Origin of the sequence: Teredinibacter turnerae T7901, assembly GCF_000023025.1 — a bacterium.
Classification (GTDB): Bacteria; Pseudomonadota; Gammaproteobacteria; order Pseudomonadales; family Cellvibrionaceae; genus Teredinibacter; species Teredinibacter turnerae_B.
In genome coordinates, this window is sequence record NC_012997.1 from 418723 (window position 1) to 437076 (window position 18354).

General features: G+C 53.6%; 19 protein-coding genes. 12 read left to right on the top strand and 7 right to left on the bottom strand.

What is annotated here, in order from left to right; all coding sequences use genetic code 11:
• Positions 1-35 precede the first annotated feature (35 nt).
• Positions 36-239 (bottom strand): TIGR02449 family protein, encoded by a 204-nt coding sequence (locus tag TERTU_RS01760; protein ID WP_015819576.1) that lies wholly within the window; start codon positions 237-239, stop codon positions 36-38.
• Positions 240-548: 309 nt separating this feature from the next.
• Here TERTU_RS01760 and TERTU_RS01765 point away from each other — a divergent pair, with 309 nt between their 5' ends.
• From TERTU_RS01765 to TERTU_RS01805, 8 genes are all read left to right on the top strand, one after another.
• Entirely contained in the window at positions 549-1154 is a 606-nt protein-coding gene (locus tag TERTU_RS01765; protein WP_015817094.1) for a UPF0149 family protein, read from the top strand.
• Between the two features lie 9 nt (positions 1155-1163).
• A complete protein-coding gene (gene pepP / locus TERTU_RS01770) occupies positions 1164-2495 on the top strand; it encodes a Xaa-Pro aminopeptidase (protein ID WP_015819167.1) in 1332 nt (443 codons plus the stop codon).
• Positions 2496-2743: 248 nt separating this feature from the next.
• Positions 2744-4027, top strand: coding sequence for a 2-octaprenyl-6-methoxyphenyl hydroxylase (gene ubiH, locus TERTU_RS01775; protein WP_015818027.1), 1284 nt, complete (start codon positions 2744-2746; stop codon positions 4025-4027).
• Positions 4024-5283, top strand: a complete 1260-nt coding sequence (locus TERTU_RS01780) for an FAD-dependent monooxygenase (RefSeq protein WP_015817519.1) — start codon at positions 4024-4026, stop codon at positions 5281-5283. The genes ubiH and TERTU_RS01780 overlap by 4 nt, the downstream gene beginning before the upstream one ends.
• On the top strand, positions 5276-6553 hold the full coding sequence (locus TERTU_RS01785) for a paraquat-inducible protein A (protein WP_015820876.1): 1278 nt from the start codon (positions 5276-5278) through the stop codon (positions 6551-6553). The genes TERTU_RS01780 and TERTU_RS01785 overlap by 8 nt, the downstream gene beginning before the upstream one ends.
• Complete coding sequence (locus TERTU_RS01790; protein WP_015820302.1) at positions 6534-8144, top strand: PqiB family protein; 1611 nt, start codon at positions 6534-6536, stop codon at positions 8142-8144. Before TERTU_RS01785 ends, TERTU_RS01790 begins: the two co-directional genes overlap by 20 nt.
• A complete protein-coding gene (locus tag TERTU_RS01795; RefSeq protein ID WP_015819748.1) occupies positions 8137-8760 on the top strand; it encodes a PqiC family protein in 624 nt (207 codons plus the stop codon). Before TERTU_RS01790 ends, TERTU_RS01795 begins: the two co-directional genes overlap by 8 nt.
• 513 nt (positions 8761-9273) lie before the next feature.
• A complete protein-coding gene (locus TERTU_RS01805) occupies positions 9274-10686 on the top strand; it encodes an energy transducer TonB (RefSeq protein ID WP_015818553.1) in 1413 nt (470 codons plus the stop codon).
• A 48-nt stretch (positions 10687-10734) separates the two neighbouring features.
• Here the strand turns inward: TERTU_RS01805 and TERTU_RS01810 are convergent, their stop codons facing one another.
• Positions 10735-11460, bottom strand: a complete 726-nt coding sequence (locus TERTU_RS01810; protein ID WP_015817823.1) for an acyltransferase — start codon at positions 11458-11460, stop codon at positions 10735-10737.
• A 12-nt stretch (positions 11461-11472) separates the two neighbouring features.
• Here TERTU_RS01810 and TERTU_RS01815 point away from each other — a divergent pair, with 12 nt between their 5' ends.
• On the top strand, positions 11473-12093 hold the full coding sequence (locus TERTU_RS01815; protein ID WP_015820795.1) for a class I SAM-dependent methyltransferase: 621 nt from the start codon (positions 11473-11475) through the stop codon (positions 12091-12093).
• On the opposite strand, the gene TERTU_RS01820 is transcribed toward TERTU_RS01815, so the two are convergent.
• From TERTU_RS01820 to TERTU_RS22320, 5 genes are all read right to left on the bottom strand, one after another.
• Positions 12044-13129: a prenyltransferase/squalene oxidase repeat-containing protein gene (locus tag TERTU_RS01820; RefSeq protein WP_015818159.1), complete on the bottom strand. Its 1086-nt coding sequence runs from the start codon at positions 13127-13129 to the stop codon at positions 12044-12046. The two genes, TERTU_RS01815 and TERTU_RS01820, sit on opposite strands and share 50 nt — an antisense overlap.
• Positions 13130-13131: 2 nt before the next feature.
• A complete protein-coding gene (locus TERTU_RS01825) occupies positions 13132-13872 on the bottom strand; it encodes a class I SAM-dependent methyltransferase (RefSeq protein ID WP_015818961.1) in 741 nt (246 codons plus the stop codon).
• The gene (locus TERTU_RS01830; RefSeq protein ID WP_015819616.1) at positions 13866-15158 is read right to left on the bottom strand and encodes a glycosyltransferase family 4 protein; all 1293 of its coding nucleotides are present in this window, start codon (positions 15156-15158) and stop codon (positions 13866-13868) included. The genes TERTU_RS01825 and TERTU_RS01830 overlap by 7 nt, the downstream gene beginning before the upstream one ends.
• Before the next feature lie 80 nt (positions 15159-15238).
• Positions 15239-15712 (bottom strand): thioredoxin family protein, encoded by a 474-nt coding sequence (locus tag TERTU_RS01835; protein ID WP_015818430.1) that lies wholly within the window; start codon positions 15710-15712, stop codon positions 15239-15241.
• A gap of 255 nt (positions 15713-15967) precedes the next feature.
• On the bottom strand, positions 15968-16099 hold the full coding sequence (locus tag TERTU_RS22320) for a hypothetical protein (protein ID WP_015818826.1): 132 nt from the start codon (positions 16097-16099) through the stop codon (positions 15968-15970).
• Positions 16100-16316: 217 nt separating this feature from the next.
• On the opposite strand from TERTU_RS22320, the gene hisB reads away from it, so the two are divergent.
• Genes hisB through hisA form a run of 3 tightly spaced genes read left to right on the top strand, consistent with a single transcriptional unit; the run spans position 16317 to position 18354 of the window.
• Positions 16317-16910: an imidazoleglycerol-phosphate dehydratase HisB gene (gene hisB, locus TERTU_RS01840; protein WP_015817015.1), complete on the top strand. Its 594-nt coding sequence runs from the start codon at positions 16317-16319 to the stop codon at positions 16908-16910.
• A 35-nt stretch (positions 16911-16945) separates the two neighbouring features.
• Positions 16946-17623 carry an imidazole glycerol phosphate synthase subunit HisH gene (hisH, locus tag TERTU_RS01845; RefSeq protein WP_015817608.1) on the top strand — a complete coding sequence of 226 codons (678 nt, stop codon included), beginning with the start codon at positions 16946-16948 and terminating at the stop codon, positions 17621-17623.
• Positions 17617-18354, top strand: coding sequence for a 1-(5-phosphoribosyl)-5-[(5-phosphoribosylamino)methylideneamino]imidazole-4-carboxamide isomerase (gene hisA, locus TERTU_RS01850; protein WP_015817561.1), 738 nt, complete (start codon positions 17617-17619; stop codon positions 18352-18354). The genes hisH and hisA overlap by 7 nt, the downstream gene beginning before the upstream one ends.

The following is an 18354-nucleotide window of genomic DNA, read 5'->3' on the forward strand; positions in this document are numbered from 1 at the left end:
GACATCTCCGTTGAATGCGCTGAAGCTGGTCAACTCTAGGCCTCCATGTTGCGCAAACGTTCAATCATGGCTTCAACACGGGTGCGCGCGAGCTGATTTTTTTCGATCAGCCGGCTCCGTTCCTGTTGCCACTCGCTTTTTTCGGCGCGCAGGCTTGCGTTCTCCTGTTGCAGTCGTGTGCAAAGGTTGATGAGCTTATCCAGCTTGTGTTCAACCTCGTTGATGAGTTTATCGGTCATTTTTCGCGAGCGCTTCGGGTGTTGGATATAATGGCCGCCGCTACGGCGGAGAACAGATTGCAGGTTTGGATAATTAGCTCCAATTCGGTGTTCGCGGTGACCAAAAAGTTCCTCGAGTCAGTAACAATTAATCTGGCTCATGAGTTTTCACTCCGAAATGCCAGCGCTGAACACCCGTTTCAACAACCTGTAAGCGGCCAATGTTAATGCCAATTCTAGAAAAGTATAGTGCTTTATTGTCAGCCTTGAGATGATCGGCCACACAGCCTGCGATACACTTGAATAACGACTTCCATTTAAACGACGATCATGACAGAACTTTACGAATTTCATTTCCTCAACGACCAACTATTCAATCTCGGCAGCGTAAACTCGGTAGCCGAGTTACAAGGCATGTTGTGCGGTCGTTTGTGTGCGGGCGAAAGGCTTGAGGCAGCGCAGTGGAACACCCTGGCGCTGGAGTTTATGGACCTTGAACATTTGGCGCTTGCGGAGGAACATTCGGCACTGCTGGCGTTGATTCTAGAGCGCACACAGGCGCTGCTGGATGACCAACAGCTGGGGTTTACCCCGCTTCTACCTGCAGATGAGACCAGCCTGGACAATCGCGCCCGCGAGCTCGGCGCCTGGTGTGAGGGGTTTCTGCACGGCTTGGGGCAGGCTATTGGGCAGTCGGGCTTGTCGGCTGATACCGGCTTGTCGGACGATGTCAAAGACTCGCTGCGCGACCTGGCACACATTTCTCAAGCCGAAGCGATCAGCGAAGGCGAATCCGAGACGGAACAGGATGAGGTCTACTGGGTGGAACTGGTGGAATACGTTAAGGTAGCCGTGCTGAATATATACAACGACATCGTGCTGGCCAAAGCCGCCAAGGCGCCACCAGCGGATGAAGACCCTAACACCTTACATTAAAAGACATTTATGAGTATTACTAAGCAGGAATTCGCGCGTCGGCGCAAAACCCTAATGGCTCAGATGGAGCCAAACAGCATCGCGATTGTACCCGCGGCGAAAGAGAAAAACCGTTCACGGGATACTGACTTTCCGTTCCGCCAGGACAACGACTTTTTTTATTTAACGGGTTTTTCCGAGCCGGCAGCGGTATTGGTCCTGGTTCCTGAGCGTGAGCATGGCGAGTTTGTGTTGTTCTGCCGTGAAAAAGATATAGAGAAAGAAATCTGGGACGGCTACCGCGCAGGTCCAGAGGGCGCCTGTAAAGATTTCGGCGCGGACGACGCTTTTCCCATCGACGATATCGACGATATTTTGCCTGGCTTGATTGAAGGCCGCGAACGCGTTTACTACGCGATGGGCAAGGACGCCGATTTTGATCGCCGCGTGATGGGCTGGGTAAACCAGATTCGCGCCCAGGTACGCGCGGGTGCGATTCCACCCGGCGAATTTCTCGATCTCGATCACCATCTCCACGATATGCGCCTGTTTAAAAGTGCGGCTGAGCTGCGTCTGATGGAGAAGGCCGCAGAGATATCTGCCGCTGCGCACACGCAGGCGATGAAAACCTGCGCTGCGGGTCGCTTCGAGTACGAATTGGAAGCTGAAATAAAATACGTATGCGCGCTCAACGGCGGCCGCGAACAGGCGTACAACTCCATCGTTGGCGGCGGTCGCAATGCGTGTGTATTGCATTACGTTGAAAACAATCAGAAGTTGAAGTCTGGCGATCTGGTCTTAATCGACGCTGGTTGTGAATACGAAAATTACGCGTCTGATATTACCCGCACCTTCCCGGTGAGCGGTAAATTCTCCGCAGAGCAAAAAGCGATCTACGAGATTGTGTTAGCTGCGCAGCTAGCTGCAATTGACAAGGTTAAGCCCGGTAACCACTGGAATGAACCGCACGATGCATCAGTCAAAACTATCGTCGAAGGGCTGCTCGACCTGGGGTTGCTCAAGGGCAAGCTAAAAACCAATATCGAGAAAGAGACGTACAAAATGTTCTACATGCATCGTATTGGGCACTGGCTCGGGATGGATGTGCACGATGTAGGCGATTACAAAGTGGGCGACGAATGGCGGGTGTTGGAGCCGGGCATGGTGATGACGGTCGAGCCTGGTATTTATGTTCCACCCGACAATAAAAAAATCCCGGAAAAATGGCGGGGCATTGGTGTGCGTATCGAAGATGATGTTGCTGTAACCAAAGAGGGCAACAAAATCCTGACTGCGGGGGTACCTAAAACCGTTGCAGAAATCGAGAAACTCATGCGCGGACGCAAAGCAAAAGCTGCATAAGTTTAACCACGTCATACCTGGCATATAGCAATAAAGCTTGTGACGTTAACAGGTGGTGCGGGGAAGCACCGCCATTGCCGTAGCACAATGTAAGCCCTTGAAACATTAAAAAATTCACGCATTTTTGTCTGCATTTCAAGGGTGCGCGATTAATGCAATTAACGCGATTAAATAGATAGGATCATCTATTTAATCGCCGGGTTAATAGTAGTTTCCCCTCAGCTCTGGTAACGCAGTAAGGTTTGGTAATGACAGAAGTGGCCGCGACACGCAAACTACAGGATATTGTCGTAGTGGGTGGTGGTATGGTGGGGCTCACGCAAGCGTTGCTCCTCGCTCACCAGATACCCGACGCGGAGATTACCCTCGTTGAGAGCCTGCCTGTGAACATGCAGGACGTGCGTCAGCCGAGTTTCGATGCCCGCGCCACAGCGCTGTCGCCAGCCACGGTTGACGTGCTGCAAAAATTGGCCTTGTGGCCATTTCTCGAATCATCTGCCCAGCCGATCACGCGCGTTCATGTGAGCGACCGGGGCCACGTGGGTCAAACAGAATATCGACAAGACGAAAACTCCGGCCGTGCGTTGGGCTATGTGATAGAAAATCGTCGGTTCGGCGCAGAGTTAACGGCAGCCTGTTTACGCACCAGTAATATCTCGATCCTTGCGCCGGCGGAGGTTCTTCGTGTTACGCCGGTGCGCGCGGGTGTTGAATTGGTTGTGAGGCAGGCGTCGGAGCACACGGTATTGGCCGCGCAATTAGTGATTATTGCCGATGGTGCGAATTCGCCCTTGCGTGAAAAGCTCGGCATCGGTATTGACCAGCACGATTATCGCCAGGCCGCAGTGATCGCCAATCTCAGCTTTTCTGAACCTCATCATGGCGCCGCGTTCGAGCGCTTCACTGAAGAAGGTCCACTGGCGATTTTGCCGATGGTGTCCGCCGATGGTCGTTCGCAGTCGCACCGCGCGGCGCTGGTGTGGACACGCCCGGCGGCGCAGCTGGAAGAAACACTGGGCCTGGATGATGCTGCTTTTATTGACCAGTTGCAGGCGCGATTTGGTTATCGTCTCGGGCGCTGTTCTCGCGTGGGTGAGCGCAGTAGTTATCCGCTTAAAATGGTGTTCGCGCGTGAGCAGGTGCGTCGAGGCATTGTGTTCATGGGTAATGCCGCGCATTTTTTACACCCGGTTGCCGGGCAGGGTTTTAACCTTGCATTGCGCGATTGTGCTCAGTTGGCAGCGCTACTTGTGCAAGCCTGGAGTCGCAAACAGCCCCTCGGTGACCTGACGCTGCTGCAGGAATATTTGTCGCAGCAAGCGGTGGATCAGAAAATCACCGCCCAGCTCAGCCACAATTTTATTCAAGTGTTTGCCAGTCACCACCCTTTGTTACAGCTGGCTCGCAATGCCGGCCTGCTGGGTATCTCATTGCTCCCAGGGCTAAAGCAGGAATTTTTTAAACAAATGATGGGGCAGGCTCTGCCGCGGGCTGAATTTCAACCAATAGAGAAACAGGAAATGGTCGGATGAAAGAGCCAGACCTGACAACGCAGATCGCCATCGTCGGCGGCGGAATGGTAGGTTTGACGCTGGCCCTCAGCTTGGTGCGCAACGAGGCAACGCAGCATGTGTCTGTGATGTTGATCGAGGCGGGCACGCCAGTAGAGGAATTTCATGGAGCCCAGTTTGATCCGCGCGTTGTCGCGCTGTCGGAAGCATCGATTCAACAGCTACAAAAACTGGATGTGTGGCCGATGGTGGTGGGCAAGCGCGCTTGCCCCTACTCGTCCATGTCTGTTTGGGACGGTGAGGGTACCGGTAATATCCAGTTCCACGCGCGCGATCTACACCGGGATACTCTCGGATATATTGTGGAAAACAGTGTGCTAGTGCGCAGCTTAGCCGAACGGGTGCGATCGTCTGGGCGTGTCAGGGTTTTGGATCGCACTACTGTGGTTGGTATTGAGGTGCAAGGTTCTGTGCACGAGCCTGCGGTAGTGCTGAGCTTGCGTGATAGCAGCGATTCCACATTAACGCTGAACGCGGATTTAGTGATCGCCGCTGATGGCGCGCGCTCGCAATTACGCGAGCTCGCCGGGTTCGCCACCCGCGAATGGGATTATGGCCATGCCGCAATTGTCACTACGGTGGAGGTCGCGGCCAGTCACGAGCACACCTGCTGGCAGCGTTTCACGCAAGATGGGCCAATTGCCTTGCTGCCACTGCAGAAAATGCCCGGGTTTAACCGCGCCGACAGCCATTATTGTTCATTGGTCTGGTCAGCCAAAACGTCTTTGGCGCAAGAGTTAATGGCGCTGGAGGACGGCGCTTTCTGTCAGGCGCTGGCTCGTGCCTTCGAGTACCGGTTAGGTGAAATCAAGTCGGTCCAGCACCGGGTCAGCATACCGCTGCGCCAGCGCCATGCGAAAACCTACACTAAGCCTGGAATCGCGTTAGTGGGGGATGCCGCGCACACTATTCACCCCCTGGCAGGGCAAGGCGTGAATCTTGGCTATTACGATGTGGCTGCGCTGACGGCAGAGATCGCCCGCGCGAGCGAACGGCAGATTCCCCTCACCGATGGAAGTATTTTGCGGCGTTACCAGCGCGCGCGTCAGACTCACAATCTTGCCGCGATGGCATCCATGGAAGGCTTTAAACGGCTTTTTGGCGCAGACAATTTGCCTTTACGCTGGTTGCGCAATCAGGGAATGACCTTTGTGAATAACCAGTTTTTACTGAAGAAACAATTAGCGAAGATTGCGGCGGGGCAGTTGAGTGGCTGAACAACAATTTTCTGATGTGCAAGACGCGCAGCCACATGCACAGCAACGCGACTGGCTTTTATGCCACTCCTGCGGCGAGTTGCAAAAAGTGGTTTCCATTTCACCGCGCCATCAAATGGTGTGCTGCAATTGCGATGAAGTACTCCATTCCGCTGAACCACGCAGGCTCGAGCTTGCGTCGGCACTTTCGGTTACCGCCTTAATACTTTTTATTTGTGCGAACACACTGCCGTTTCTGACCCTAGATGTTGGTTCTCAGAGCCAGACGGTTACCATCTTGGATGGCTTTTTTGCCCTGTTAGAACGCCAGCAATGGATTCTGGCGGGGGTAGTGATTACCACAATATTTTTATTTCCGCTGATTGAAATTTTCGCGTTTTTGTACCTGTTAATCCCTTACAGCTACAACCGGCATCTGCCGGGGCAGTGCATAGTGCTGCGCTGGCTGGTGATCGCCGAGTCCTGGAGCATGCTCGAAGTTTTTATGCTTGCGATGGTGGTGGGATCGGTAAAAATGGCTGATATGGCAGTGCTTCATCTGGATGAAGGCGCCTATACGTTTTTTGCGCTAGTCGCGGTACTGATACTCACATTTGTTAAGTTAAACCGTCGCCATCTGTGGTCATGGATCAATACCAATAATTATTTTTCCATGGGTCCGGATGAAATTGTGTACGACTGCCGCATTTGTCACGCGATGGTGGGAGAGTCCATTATCGATCGCACCCATGAATGCCCGCGCTGCCATTCCGAAATTCACCGGCGTATTCCGCACAGCCTGCAAAAGTCGACCGCGCTTGTTATTGCGGCAGCGGTGCTTTACGTTCCGGCGAATGTGCTGCCTATCATGACCTATTCCACTCTCGGAGAAACCGAAACGGACACGATATTTTCCGGTGTGGTCGAGCTGATCCAGCAAGAGCTGTGGGGGGTTGCGATTATTGTATTTACCGCCAGTATCCTTGTACCCATGGCGAAACTCATTATACTCAGCTACCTCATTTGGTCGGTCAAAGCCGGCGTCAAGCGGGGCGCTAAGCAGCGCGCCTTTCTTTTTAAGTTGACAGAAATTGTCGGCCGTTGGTCGATGGTCGATGTCTATGTGGTTACAATTTTCGTTTCGTTGGTTCAGTTCGGTTTTGTGTACACTGTCGAGCCGGAAGCCGCGATTATCGCATTTGGCGCCGTTGTGATTTTGACTATGGTCGCCGCGGAAGCGTTTGATCCCCGATTGATTTGGGACGTGTTGGATGACAAGAATTCTAGATAAAGCCGTAGTTCGTAAAGTTTCGACCATTTCCCCCGTTTGGATTGTGCCCGTGGTGGCGGTATTGATCGCCCTGTGGCTGGCCGTGCAGGCGCGCCTAGAGCGCGGCGCAGAAGTGGAAATCACCTTTGAAAATGCTTCCGATATTATTGCGGGGCAAACCCAAATAAAGCTGAAAGAAGTGAATGTGGGGGAAGTGACCAAGGTTCGCCTGAGCCCAGACCTGAAGCATGTGGTCGTGACCGCACAGCTTGATCGCGATATGACGCCCCACCTGAGCGAAAATACCCGCTTCTGGGTGGTAACGCCGCGGGTGAGCGCTACCGGTGTATCTAACCTGGGAACCTTGATTTCCGGAGTGTACATAATTATGGACCCGGGTGCGGCCGGCGAGTATCAAACCCGCTTTCAGGGGCTGGACGAAGCGCCGGGTTTTGAGTCGGACGAGCCTGGAACGCAATACGTTTTACAGGCAGAAGAGCTGGGCTCGCTGGATATAGGCTCGCCAATTTATTTCCGCCAGATTCGCGTGGGAGAGGTGACCGGCTACAAGCTTTCGGGCACCATGGAACATGTGGATATTCACATGTTTATCCGCGCACCCTACGACAGCATGGTGCAAACACGCAGCCGATTCTGGAATGTGAGTGGCTTTGGTGTGTCCATCAATGCCGACGGCATGAAGGCGCGCATGGAATCTCTCGCATCGTTAATCAGTGGCGGCATTGCGTTCGATAATGCAGCCGGATTCGAGAATGTGCAGGTCGCACCCGACGGTCACCGTTTTTACCTCTACCCCGACAGAGAATCCGTGCTCGAGGGTCGCTTCAATATTAAATACTATTATCAGCTTAAGTTTTCCGGCAGCGTGCGCGGTTTAACTGTAGGCGCACCAGTAGAGTTCCGCGGCATTAAGGTGGGCGAAGTGGTTGATGTGGTATTGGCGTCTGCGGAGAACGTCAGCGACAGTTTGCTGGTGTATATTGCAATGGAACCGGAGCGGCTCGAACCGGACGATTCACCAACCCGTGAAGAGGTTGATGAGCGTATGGAGACCATGGTAAACCAGGGGTTGCGTGCGCAGATGAGCACAGCGAGTCTGATTACCGGCTCTCGCTTTATCGACCTGGTATTTGTCGACGATGCCGAGCCAGTGGAATTTGTGCGCTCCGAAAATTATTCGGAAATCCCCACAGTGCCGGATAGCATGGAACAACTGAGTAGCCAGGCTACGGATATACTCGCTAAAATTAACAAGATACCTTTCGATAAAATCGGCACCGAACTGGCAGGCAGCCTCGAGAGCCTGAATAATTTGCTAACAACGCTGGATAAACAAAATACCGCCGGCAAGCTCGACACCACCATGGACAACCTGCAACAAACCATGGCTTCTGCCAACGAAGCCCTGCAGCAGATGACCCAGGTAATGGACAGCGTCGATCAGATGGTCGCCCCGGATTCCGAGTTTAAATACGAATTTACTGAAATGGCGAAATCGGTATCCGATGCTGCACGCTCGCTCCAATTATTTATGGATGAACTCAATCGCCATCCGACATCGCTGATTTCCGGGAAAGAAAAAGATGAGTAACTTATTGCGTTGTGGACTTGTAGCCGGTTTGCTGATGAGTTTTGCGGGCTGCGGTGTCAGTGGCCCAAAAACTCAATATTATTCGCTTTTTCCCGGGGTGGAAGCCAATCAGGAAACCCGCCTGGAAGGGGATGATTTGTCATTCGGCGTTGGCCCTATTATCTTGCCTGAATACCTCCAGCAGACTTCGATTGTAAGCCGCAATGCAGGGCAGCAGCTCACCGTGTCCGGGGTGAATGCCTGGGGTGGTGATCTCAATGCGACACTGTCCCGTGTGTTGGCGACAAACCTGTCCACCCTATGGCAGCAGGATGATGTATGGGCTTTTCCCTGGGATACGCGCGCGCGGCCGAATTATCAGATTCGAATTGTTTTCGAAGATTTTTCTGGTGTTCGTGGCGGCAAGGTCACATTAAAAGCCCGCTGGTTGCTGTTGGGTAACAAGGGCAAGCAGCAGTTGGCTGTTGGTTCGCAGGAATTAAGCGAATCAACCAGTTCTAATTCTGCCGAAGCCTACGTAAGCGTATTAAATAATTTGCTAAAAAGATTTTCTATAAGTCTATCCAAAGAGGTTAAAAAGGAGCTTATTGCGCATGAGGAGAATGAAGGCCACTAGAGTTGCGGTTTTATGTTGGTTGCTGGCTTTGTTAAGTTGTTCTATAAAGCCGTGTTTCGCCGATATCAGTGAATTTCCGATCCAGATAACCCCGGAAGCCCCCTACAAAACGAAAATAAAAAAAATAAAAAATTCTTTCACTATCAACTTAAAAACCAAAATTCCCGAGAATACGGATGTGAATCCGTGGTTTTCTCTGAGTTTTTTGTCGAGTAAAGGAAAGAAGACTCATAGTGTAATCAGTGTTGTCGGCTACGATGATAATTGTTCCGGTGAGTATCATTTTAGAGTGGGTTATTATGATGACCGGTCCACGATAGCAACACACTATTTTAGTACTACCGCAAAGTGGGGGGAGGCTGTCGATATAATCTTCAGTAAGCTTGGTAGGCGCACTTACAACGTGTCTCTGAACGGCGAGACCAAAAATATTAGTGCCTATGAAAAGCTAAAGCAGGTTGAGCTTGAGAGCGATACTCCACTCGAGTTGTTGTCTTTAGGGAATCAAAATTGATGTTTAATATACGTAATTTTTTATTTGGGCTTTGTCTGCTTGGGCCTGTAATTTCATGTTCCGTGTTTGCGGTAACGTTTGAACAGGCCATGACCTACTACGTCAATAAGCAGTATGAACAGGCCTATGGCGCATTTGAGGAACTGGCCGCACTGGGCAATGAGCGGGCACAGTTGAATCTGGGTGTTATGTACGCTCGCGGTGAATTTTTCGAGCGCGATTTCATTGAATCAGCAGCCTGGCTAAAATTGTCGAACGCCACTCTGCGAAACGATAGCGCAACTAAGATTTTAAAGATAATTTCGGCGAAACTGAGCGAAGAGGACCAATCAACAGCTAATGCTCGGTACAAAGAATTGTCGGTAAAATATGGGCGTGAAGCAGTGAATCAGCGTCTTTTTCCCGAGTCGGCTATTGACGAAGTTTCCGAATTCGCAGAGGCGGTGCCGCTTAAGAAACGTCGACCCAAATTTCCCCGGATGGAGCTGTATGTACCTGGGATTGTCGATATACAATATTCGATTGCCACCGATGGTACGGTCCGTAATATTACTGTTTTGAACGCTACAGAAAACGTTTTCGCAAGAAGTTCTATAGAAGCCATTCGGCACAACTTGTTTAAGCCAGCGACGATTAACGGCAAACCGGTTCCAGAATCAGGTCGAAGAGCGCGTTTCAACTATACGTTATCCGGCGATAAGTTAAATGCAAAAGGTTTGCGGACTGTGGTTGACCCGCTGCGCGAAAAGGCGGAACAGGGTGGGGGGTTGGACAAATATCTGTACGCCTACACTCTCAGCATACTTAAGTCTGCGGTGGGGGTTTTGGATGATTCTGAGGGCGCGTCGCTGGACCCCTCTGCTGACTGGTTTAAAAAGGCCGCGCAAGACGGCAACAGGCTCGCCAAATTCGAATTAGGTCTGGATCTATCCTACGGCAAACAATGCCGTGCGGATTCCAAAAAATCGTATTTCTGGTTGGAGCAAGCCGCAGACGAAGGTGTGATGGATGCGCAGGTTTTTCTGGGCTCAGAATTACTGCATGGCGGCCGTTTCGAGAAGGATGTCGATAAAGGCCTGGAAATGCTCACCCGTGCGGCAGACGATGGATACGATGATGCCATTCTTAAATTGGCGTGGATCATGGCTACCCACCCGGACGCCAATATCCGCGATCCGCAAAAGGCGTTGGCGTACCTGAACAGTTTTAACAACGATGATTACATAGACGAACTTACGGTATTTGAGACGCAAGCAGTTGTTTACGCGTTAACCGGTAAAAACGCGGAAGCGAAAAAAGCGCTCAAGAAAGCGATGAAATACCGTAAAAAATACGAGCTTCCCGATGGCATAACCGGTGATATTGCCAAGGCTTTCGATGCGGGCAAGCCTTACCTTCAGGACATTCTGTAGCGCCCGCGCGACGAGTGTGTATCTCCTCTGTGTGACCTTGGCTACCGGCTAGTCGTTGTCACCAGGGGCGACCCATGTTTTTAGCCAGTACCACCAGCGGTTGCTACGGTTAAACGCCTTTTCCAGCGCCTGTTGTTTATTCCAGAAGTCGTCGCCGGCCTGTTGAAATAAATAGTCCCTTTTTAAATAGCGCTTGCCTGGCGATAAATGCTTAACGACGGTCGCTGGATTACCTGCGACCACCACATTGGGCGGCACGTTGCCGGTAACCACTGCGCCAGCGCCGACCACGCTGTTTTCGCCAATAGTGACTCCCTTCCCAATAATCGCCCGCAACCCAATCCACACATTGTTTTCCAGCGTAACTGGTGCACTGCAGCGAAACGGGCGCACCCGATTGTACAGACCGTGCCAGTCGCAATCGCTAATGCTGACTTCGGCGGCCAGCATGCAGTTGTCCCCGATACTTATCTGCTCTGCGGCAGCAATTTTAACGCCGGGTGAAATCAGGCAGTAATTGCCCAGCTCAATTTTTCCATCGTGCTGCTTGCTTCGCCAGCAGGTGAGGGTAACCGGTTGTTCGGCGCTGCTGATGATATGGAGATAATCGCCCGCGTATATTTGATGGCCGGTCAGTTTTATACTGCGCGGTTTAAGCATGGCCGGGCATTTGCCGAGCCGATCAAATTGCGGGCGCAGAATGCGTTCAACATAAAAGTGATTCAACGCATTTAATATAAATTTAACTGCCCAAGGCTGGTGGTTGCGTCTCACTGGAATTCACCGATGACTTTTTTTAATGATTTTTTTCACGCCAACCGGATCAAAGGCTTTTTGGCGGCTGAAGAAGGGTTGGCATTGTACGAACACGCGCTTACGGTTGCGACGACGGGGCCGTGCCTGGAAATTGGCAGTTATTGCGGCAAGTCTGCGGTATATCTGGGGCGCGCATGCCAGCAAACAGAGAACACGCTCTATGCGGTAGATCACCACCGTGGTTCGGAAGAACACCAGCCGGGCGAAGAATATCACGACCAGGATTTATACGATGCGCGCACCAGGCAAATGGACAGTTTTCCTGCGTTTCGGCGCACCCTGCGGTTGGCGCGCCTGGACGATTGCGTGGTTCCCGTGGTGGCCAGTTCCGAGCTTAGCTTGCGGCATTGGGCAACGCCCTTGGGTCTGGTGTTTATCGACGGCGGTCACAGCCCGGCAATGGCAATGGCCGATGTGACCGGCTGGGCCACGAAGCTGGCCGCGGGCGGCCTGCTGTGTATTCACGATATTTACCCTACACCGGAAGACGGTGGGCAGGGGCCGCGGCTGGCGATGCAGGCGGTGCTGGACAGCGGCGGGTTTACGCTGGTGAATCGGGTGGCGTCTCTGGCGGTGTTACAGCGCAGCTAGCGCGTATTCTATGCGGGCGAGTTAGCAGGTCGTGTGCGGGCGTGAACTGGAAGAGCGCATCGGCGGCGAGCAGGTACGCCGCCCCGGTCCAACTGGTTTTTTCCTGCGGCCAGATCACTTTGTCGCGAAAGCTGTAGCCGGTCCAAAAGCCACCGTCGGTGTCCTGCCACTGGCTCAACCAGCGGTGAATAGATTCCGCTCTGTCGCGCCAACCGGCGGCGACGCAGGCTAACACCAATTCACTGCTTTCGGCGGCCGTGACCCAGGGTTCGTCACTCACACAGCGACAACCCAAATCGCTCACCACGAATTCATGCCAGCGCTGTTCAAGTCGCAATTGGGCTTCCTGTTCGCTGTAGATCCCAGCGAGAATTGGATAAAACCAGTCCATTGAAAAACGCCGCTTACTTTCCCAGGTGCGATCAAATCGCCAGGGCTTGTTCCGCAAGGCATCCGCCAGTCGTCTATGGGCCAGCTGCCAGTGGGCGTTTGGTTCGCCCAGCGTTATGGCAATATTGACCGCGCATTCCAAGCTGCGCAGCACCGAGCTGCAGGCGGTGACCAAGGCATCGCGAGGCAGCGGTTCCCGCTGAGATTGGGCCCACTGAATATCGCCATGTGCGGTTTGCTGGGAAACGACATAATCAATCGCAGCCCGCACCATGGGGTAAAAATCACGGAGCGTTTGTGTGTTCGAAAATATCAGATAGTGGTGCCAGAGCCCTGTCGCCGGGTAGGCCACAAAATTGGTTTCTACCTTGGTATCGTCGATGTCCTGGTCGCAGGGGGCCAGGAAATAGTTCGCTTGCCAGCTGCCATTCGCCTGCTGTTGTTGCGCCAGCCAGCGGAACGCGTTGATGGCGAGGTCTTCTCGCCCGGCAATGCCCAGCGCCATGGCCGCTTCAGTATGATCCCACGGGTCCAGCTTGCCCTGGTCAAACCAGCGAATGGCGCCGTCCGCCTGCTGGCAGGAGGCGATATAGCTGGCCGCGCGTTGGAATTGCGGCAGTAACGGATGTTCGATATGTGCAAACATGGCTACTGCGCCCCCGGACCTTTTACGCCGTAGATCACAATGCTCTTGCCCAACAGTGGGTTGAGCAGTTTGTCGAGCGAGCGGGTGAGCCAGGGTGCGCGAAACAGGTCCCACACCAGAAACCGATGATACACTTGCACCGGCCAAAAGCGGTCGCCGCGATCCCAGAACAGGCACTTGAGCCACCAATAGGGAGCGTGCAGCGCGTGGGCGCCGTGTTCAAAAAATAACTGTATGCCGTGGCTGCGAAGATCGCGTTTAAGCGATGCGCGATTAAAAATACGAATATGTCCGCCAGCGACCTGGTGATAACGGGGTTCGAGCCACCAGCAAATACGTTCCGGCCAGGCTCTGGGTACGCTGACGCAGAGGGTGCCGCCAGGCTTTAATACACGGTTAATTTCGCGCAGCATGGCGTGATAATCGGGAATGTGCTCCAGCACCTCAGAGCAAATCAAATGGTCCACACTGGCGTCGGGTAACGGTAGCTTTAAGCCATCGCCACGTACGAACTGAATGCCTGCACGCTGGGATTCTGGCAGCGGAAAATCCGTTTTACGCTTGTTGGCGGTGGCGAGATCGATGGCGGAGATATCAATACCGATCAACGAAAGCTGCCCGCTGAGTTCGCCGAGAGGCGCACTAAAATACAAACCCAGGGTATGGCGGCCTTCGCCACAGCCGAGGTCGAGTACACAGTCGCCGGGTTTCAGGGGCAGTTTTTCCGGGCGAATGGTTAGCATGTGCTTGTGATCACCCGTTGATAGTATTGCGTGAGTTGCCGGGCGACGGCGTCCCAGCAAAAATGGGTTTCAATCCGCTGGCGGGCGCGTACGCCCAAGGCTTTGGCGTGGTCTGGCGAATCCAGCAAGTTGTGGATCGCCGCGGCGAGCGCCTCGGCATCACCGGCGGGTACGATAACCCCCGCGTCGCCAACCACCTCGGGCAGTGCGCCGCCATTGGTACTGACGACGGGTAATTCGCAGGCCATGGCTTCGCCGGCGGGCAGGCCAAAACCCTCGTACAGGGAAGGGCACACGGCGACGCTTGCTCGATTGTATTCCGCCGCCAGGTCCTCGCTGCTGATACCCGAGACAAAGCTGACGTGCGTCGCCAGTTCAAGTTCGTCGATCAATTTTCGGTTCGGGCTGTTGTCGCTCAGTTTGCCGATAATGCGCAGTTCAATTGCAGGCCATTGTTGTCGCAACCGGTTTAGTGCGAGCAGTAAATACCGCAAACCTTTTAACGGCTGATCTGACGACGCGGTGGTTATCAACCGCAGGGGCTGTTTTCGGATCGCAGCTAAGGGTTTGAACGTGTTTATGTCGATCCCATTGGTGATGACGGAGACCTCACCGCGCAATTGAAAATGCGTGGCAATGTCGCGCTGGGAACACTGGGATACGGTAACAATGTGCTCCAGGCCTCTCACCACCCGTTCCTGCATCCGCAAAAAACTGTACCAGCGTTTAACCAGCAGACGCATGCCCCAGTCGTTCTGTTCTGCCAATGCCAGCTCGCGGTCGCGATGAATGGGGTGATGAATGGTGGCCACGACCTTCGCCCCGCGATTTTGCAAATTCAGCAGGCCGTAACAGAGGCTCTGGTTATCGTGAATAATGTCGTAGTCGCCCGGGGAGAGGTACTTCTCGAGCCGCCGCCCGAATGTGTAGGGTTCGGCGAAGCCCCCGGTGAGCATGGTCCACCATTCATAGGTATCGCTAAAGGAGCGCAGGTGCTGCCAGCGCAGCGCGGTCACATGATTGTCGCAGGCATAGAGATCGAGGCTCGGTACCTTGATTAAACGAGCGCCGACCTCTAATTCCGGGTAAGGCGGCCCAGAGTACACATCCACCTGATGTCCCGCGCGAACCAGGGCGGCGGCGAGGTATTTGATGTAGATGCCCTGGCCACCCACATGCGGTGCACTGCGATACCCCAAAAGCGCTATTTTTAGCGACTTAGTGGGCGCTTCAAATACGGACGTGGGTTCGCGAGGTAATTCTGGGTGGGGGTGGGCTATGGTCATGGGGCGGCAGTCTGGCAAAACTGCTCCCGCTAGGCAAGCAGCGGGCGTAGAAACACTGTGGGTTTATACGCCCGCGGGGCTCAGAGGCTGCGAATGAACTCCTGCGGTTCAAAGCTGAGTGGCAGTTGACGTATCAGGTTGCCGTTACCATCAACTACAAGCAAGGTGGGAAACCCCTTCACCTGGTATTTCTGCTGCACTGTTTCGCCTGTTGCAGATTCAAACTCCACGCGGGTAAAAACGTATTTATTGCGAATAACCTCGACAACGGCGGGATCCGATAGCACCTGTTGGTCCAGCTTGCGGCAACTGGGGCACCAGATAGCGGCTAAATCCAGTAGTACCGGTTTGTCGGATGCACGTGATGCAGACAGCGCCTCTTCCAATGTCAGCTTTTCCAGCGGAACCGCTGCCAGTGCGCGTTCACCGAGTGCGGTTTGCAAGTACTGGTGGCCAAAGTAAATGATCAGCGCCAAAATGCCGTACACGAGTAACGTGCGCCAGGTGGATTGCGCGGAGTGGCGCGCGGGCGTGGCCGCAGATGACTTTTCCAAGAGAGGGCTCCTTGCTCAGTGGGCGCCAGATTTTACGAACGCTGGCCCGCAGAGACAATAACAACTATTACCGTTGACATCCTATACGTGGTGGATCGGCCTAATAGAGTATCTGCGCGAGAAAAACGCAGTGCGATGTCTGATGTTAAATCGGAGAAATTGGACAGGAGGTGGGTGGCAAGGTTCAACGCTTCGCTTTCAGGGAGTTGACGATTGGTCAAGGGTTGTTAAACGCATGCCACCCGAGGAGAGTGTTCAGTGGTTGCCAATATGGCCCGCACGTTTTTCGCAAAAGGTCAGAATGCCCGCTGCGCTAAGTCCGAGGACAATAATTAACGCTGTGCTGGCGAACATGGCGAGCCCGCCAATAGTTACCGCTTCATTCATGATTGTAGTCTCCACACCAAGATTTGATGGGCTTAGGTTACTCCTTGCTGCGGTGTGACGATTGACGCATATCAACCGGCAAACACATTCATCTAACTGACGTGACTTTCGCGTTACATGGCGGTATTACACGAGGACATCGCAGGTCGCTGGCTCTGAAAGGGCGGTAAAAGCTATAATCCACGCCCGCGATATCAGCCAGATGTAGGAACTTCGAATGCAAGAGAGAAAAGCGGCGGTCAACCGCGATACCCTGGAGACCCAAATCTCTGTGGCCCTCAACCTGGATGGCACAGGTGCAGCGGCTTTCGCCACTGGTGTGCCGTTTCTTGAGCACATGATGGATCAGATTGCGCGCCACGGCATGATCGATCTCGATGTTCGCTGTCAGGGCGATACCCATATCGACGACCATCACAGTGTGGAAGATATTGGCATTACCATCGGCCAGGCGATGCACCAGGCGGTGGGCGACAAGCGCGGCATTCGCCGCTACGGCCACGCCTATGTACCGCTGGATGAAGCATTGTCGCGCGTAGTGATCGACTTCTCTGGCCGCCCCGGTCTTGAAATGCATATTCCGTTTACCCAAAAGCGTATTGGCAGTTTTGATACCGAGCTGTTTTGGGAGTTTTTTCAGGGATTCGTCAACCATGCGGGCGTGACCCTGCACATTGATTGTTTGCGCGGCCACAACGCGCATCACCAGATCGAGACAGTGTTTAAAGCCTTTGGTCGTGCGCTGCGGATGGCGCTGGAAGTCGACCCGCGTATGGGCAATGCCATGCCCTCCACTAAAGGCACGCTCTAAGCGCGTCGCCAGTATTTACCGACGAAATCAAAATTATGAATCGCAAACAAGTTGCCGTTATTGATTACGGAATGGGCAATCTTCACTCAGTGGCGAGTGCGCTGAAACATGTGGATCGTCGAATTGACGTGGCTGTGACCGGCGATAAGGAAGTTATCGCCAACGCCGATCACGTTATCTTCCCCGGTGTGGGCGCTATGCGCGACTGTATGGGCGAAATTCGCCGGCAGCAGGTTGATCAGGCGGTCGATAAAGTCGTCGCGTCCGGCAAGCCGCTGCTCGCCATATGCGTGGGGTTACAAGCGCTTATGGATTCCTCGGAAGAAAATAACGGGGTTGAATGCCTCGGTATGTTTCCGGGGGAAGTGAAATTTTTCGCCGGTAATGAACAATTCAATGCGGCCAGCGACGAAGGCTCTGCATCCGGCGAGCGCCTTAAAGTCCCTCACATGGGCTGGAATCAGGTAAGCCAAACACTGGCGCATCCGCTGTGGGAAGGGATTGAGGACAACAGCCGCTTTTACTTTGTGCACGGCTATTACGTAGACAGCCACAACCCCTCCGTGGTTGCGGGCAAGAGCCACTACGGCATCGATTTTACCGCGAACATTGCGCGCGATAATGTGTTTGCGGCGCAGTTTCACCCGGAAAAGAGCCATCACAATGGCCTGCAACTGCTGAAAAACTTTTTGAACTGGGACGGCAAATGTTAATTATTCCTGCAATTGATTTAAAAGACGGTAACTGCGTTCGCCTGCGTCAGGGCCTGATGGATGACTCCACCGTGTTCGGCGAAGACCCTGTCGCTTTCGCGCGTCAGTGGGTCGACAAAGGCGCGCGGCGCCTGCATCTGGTGGACCTCAACGGCGCATTTGCCGGTAAGCCCGTTAATGGTGATGTCGTCACGGCCATCGCGAAGGCGTTTCCTGAGTTGCCGATTCAAATTGGGGGTGGAATTCGCTCTGCGGAAACGATCGAGCACTATCTCCAGGCCGGTGTGAATTACGTCATCATTGGTACCAAGGCGGTAAAAGAGCCGGAGTTCGTCACCGAAATGTGCAAACAGTTTGCCGGCCACATTATTGTGGGGCTGGACGCTAAAAACGGTTTTGTCGCCACCGACGGTTGGGCAGAAGTATCCGAGGTGAAAGCGACAGATCTCGCTGCGCGTTTTGCCAGCGACGGCGTGACCGAAATCGTATACACCGATATCGCGCGTGACGGCATGATGCAGGGCGTCAATGTGGAAGCCACGGTGGATATGGCGAAGGCTTCGCCGATCCCGGTGATTGCATCCGGCGGGATCACCGATATGAACGATATCCGCGCGCTTGCCAAGGTGGCGTCTGCGGGTATTTCCGGCGCGATTACCGGTCGTGCTATTTACGAAGGTACCCTGGATATCGTTGAAGCCCAGGCCTACTGCGACATAGTGAGCGACTGA

Excerpts from the sequence above, each read along its gene's own strand:
- TERTU_RS01805 (WP_015818553.1), top strand. The coding sequence starts at position 9,274 with ATGTTTAATATACGTAATTTTTTATTTGGGCTTTGTCTGCTTGGGCCT.
- TERTU_RS01830 (WP_015819616.1), bottom strand. The coding sequence starts at position 15,158 with ATGACCATAGCCCACCCCCACCCAGAATTACCTCGCGAACCCACGTCC.
- hisB (WP_015817015.1), top strand. The coding sequence starts at position 16,317 with ATGCAAGAGAGAAAAGCGGCGGTCAACCGCGATACCCTGGAGACCCAA.
- hisA (WP_015817561.1), top strand. The coding sequence starts at position 17,617 with ATGTTAATTATTCCTGCAATTGATTTAAAAGACGGTAACTGCGTTCGC.
- TERTU_RS01760 (WP_015819576.1), bottom strand. The coding sequence starts at position 239 with ATGACCGATAAACTCATCAACGAGGTTGAACACAAGCTGGATAAGCTC.
- TERTU_RS22320 (WP_015818826.1), bottom strand. The coding sequence starts at position 16,099 with ATGAATGAAGCGGTAACTATTGGCGGGCTCGCCATGTTCGCCAGCACA.
- TERTU_RS01815 (WP_015820795.1), top strand. The coding sequence starts at position 11,473 with ATGACTTTTTTTAATGATTTTTTTCACGCCAACCGGATCAAAGGCTTT.
- hisH (WP_015817608.1), top strand. The coding sequence starts at position 16,946 with ATGAATCGCAAACAAGTTGCCGTTATTGATTACGGAATGGGCAATCTT.
- TERTU_RS01780 (WP_015817519.1), top strand. The coding sequence starts at position 4,024 with ATGAAAGAGCCAGACCTGACAACGCAGATCGCCATCGTCGGCGGCGGA.
- TERTU_RS01765 (WP_015817094.1), top strand. The coding sequence starts at position 549 with ATGACAGAACTTTACGAATTTCATTTCCTCAACGACCAACTATTCAAT.
- ubiH (WP_015818027.1), top strand. The coding sequence starts at position 2,744 with ATGACAGAAGTGGCCGCGACACGCAAACTACAGGATATTGTCGTAGTG.
- TERTU_RS01795 (WP_015819748.1), top strand. The coding sequence starts at position 8,137 with ATGAGTAACTTATTGCGTTGTGGACTTGTAGCCGGTTTGCTGATGAGT.
- TERTU_RS01790 (WP_015820302.1), top strand. The coding sequence starts at position 6,534 with ATGACAAGAATTCTAGATAAAGCCGTAGTTCGTAAAGTTTCGACCATT.
- pepP (WP_015819167.1), top strand. The coding sequence starts at position 1,164 with ATGAGTATTACTAAGCAGGAATTCGCGCGTCGGCGCAAAACCCTAATG.
- TERTU_RS01825 (WP_015818961.1), bottom strand. The coding sequence starts at position 13,872 with ATGCTAACCATTCGCCCGGAAAAACTGCCCCTGAAACCCGGCGACTGT.
- TERTU_RS01820 (WP_015818159.1), bottom strand. The coding sequence starts at position 13,129 with ATGTTTGCACATATCGAACATCCGTTACTGCCGCAATTCCAACGCGCG.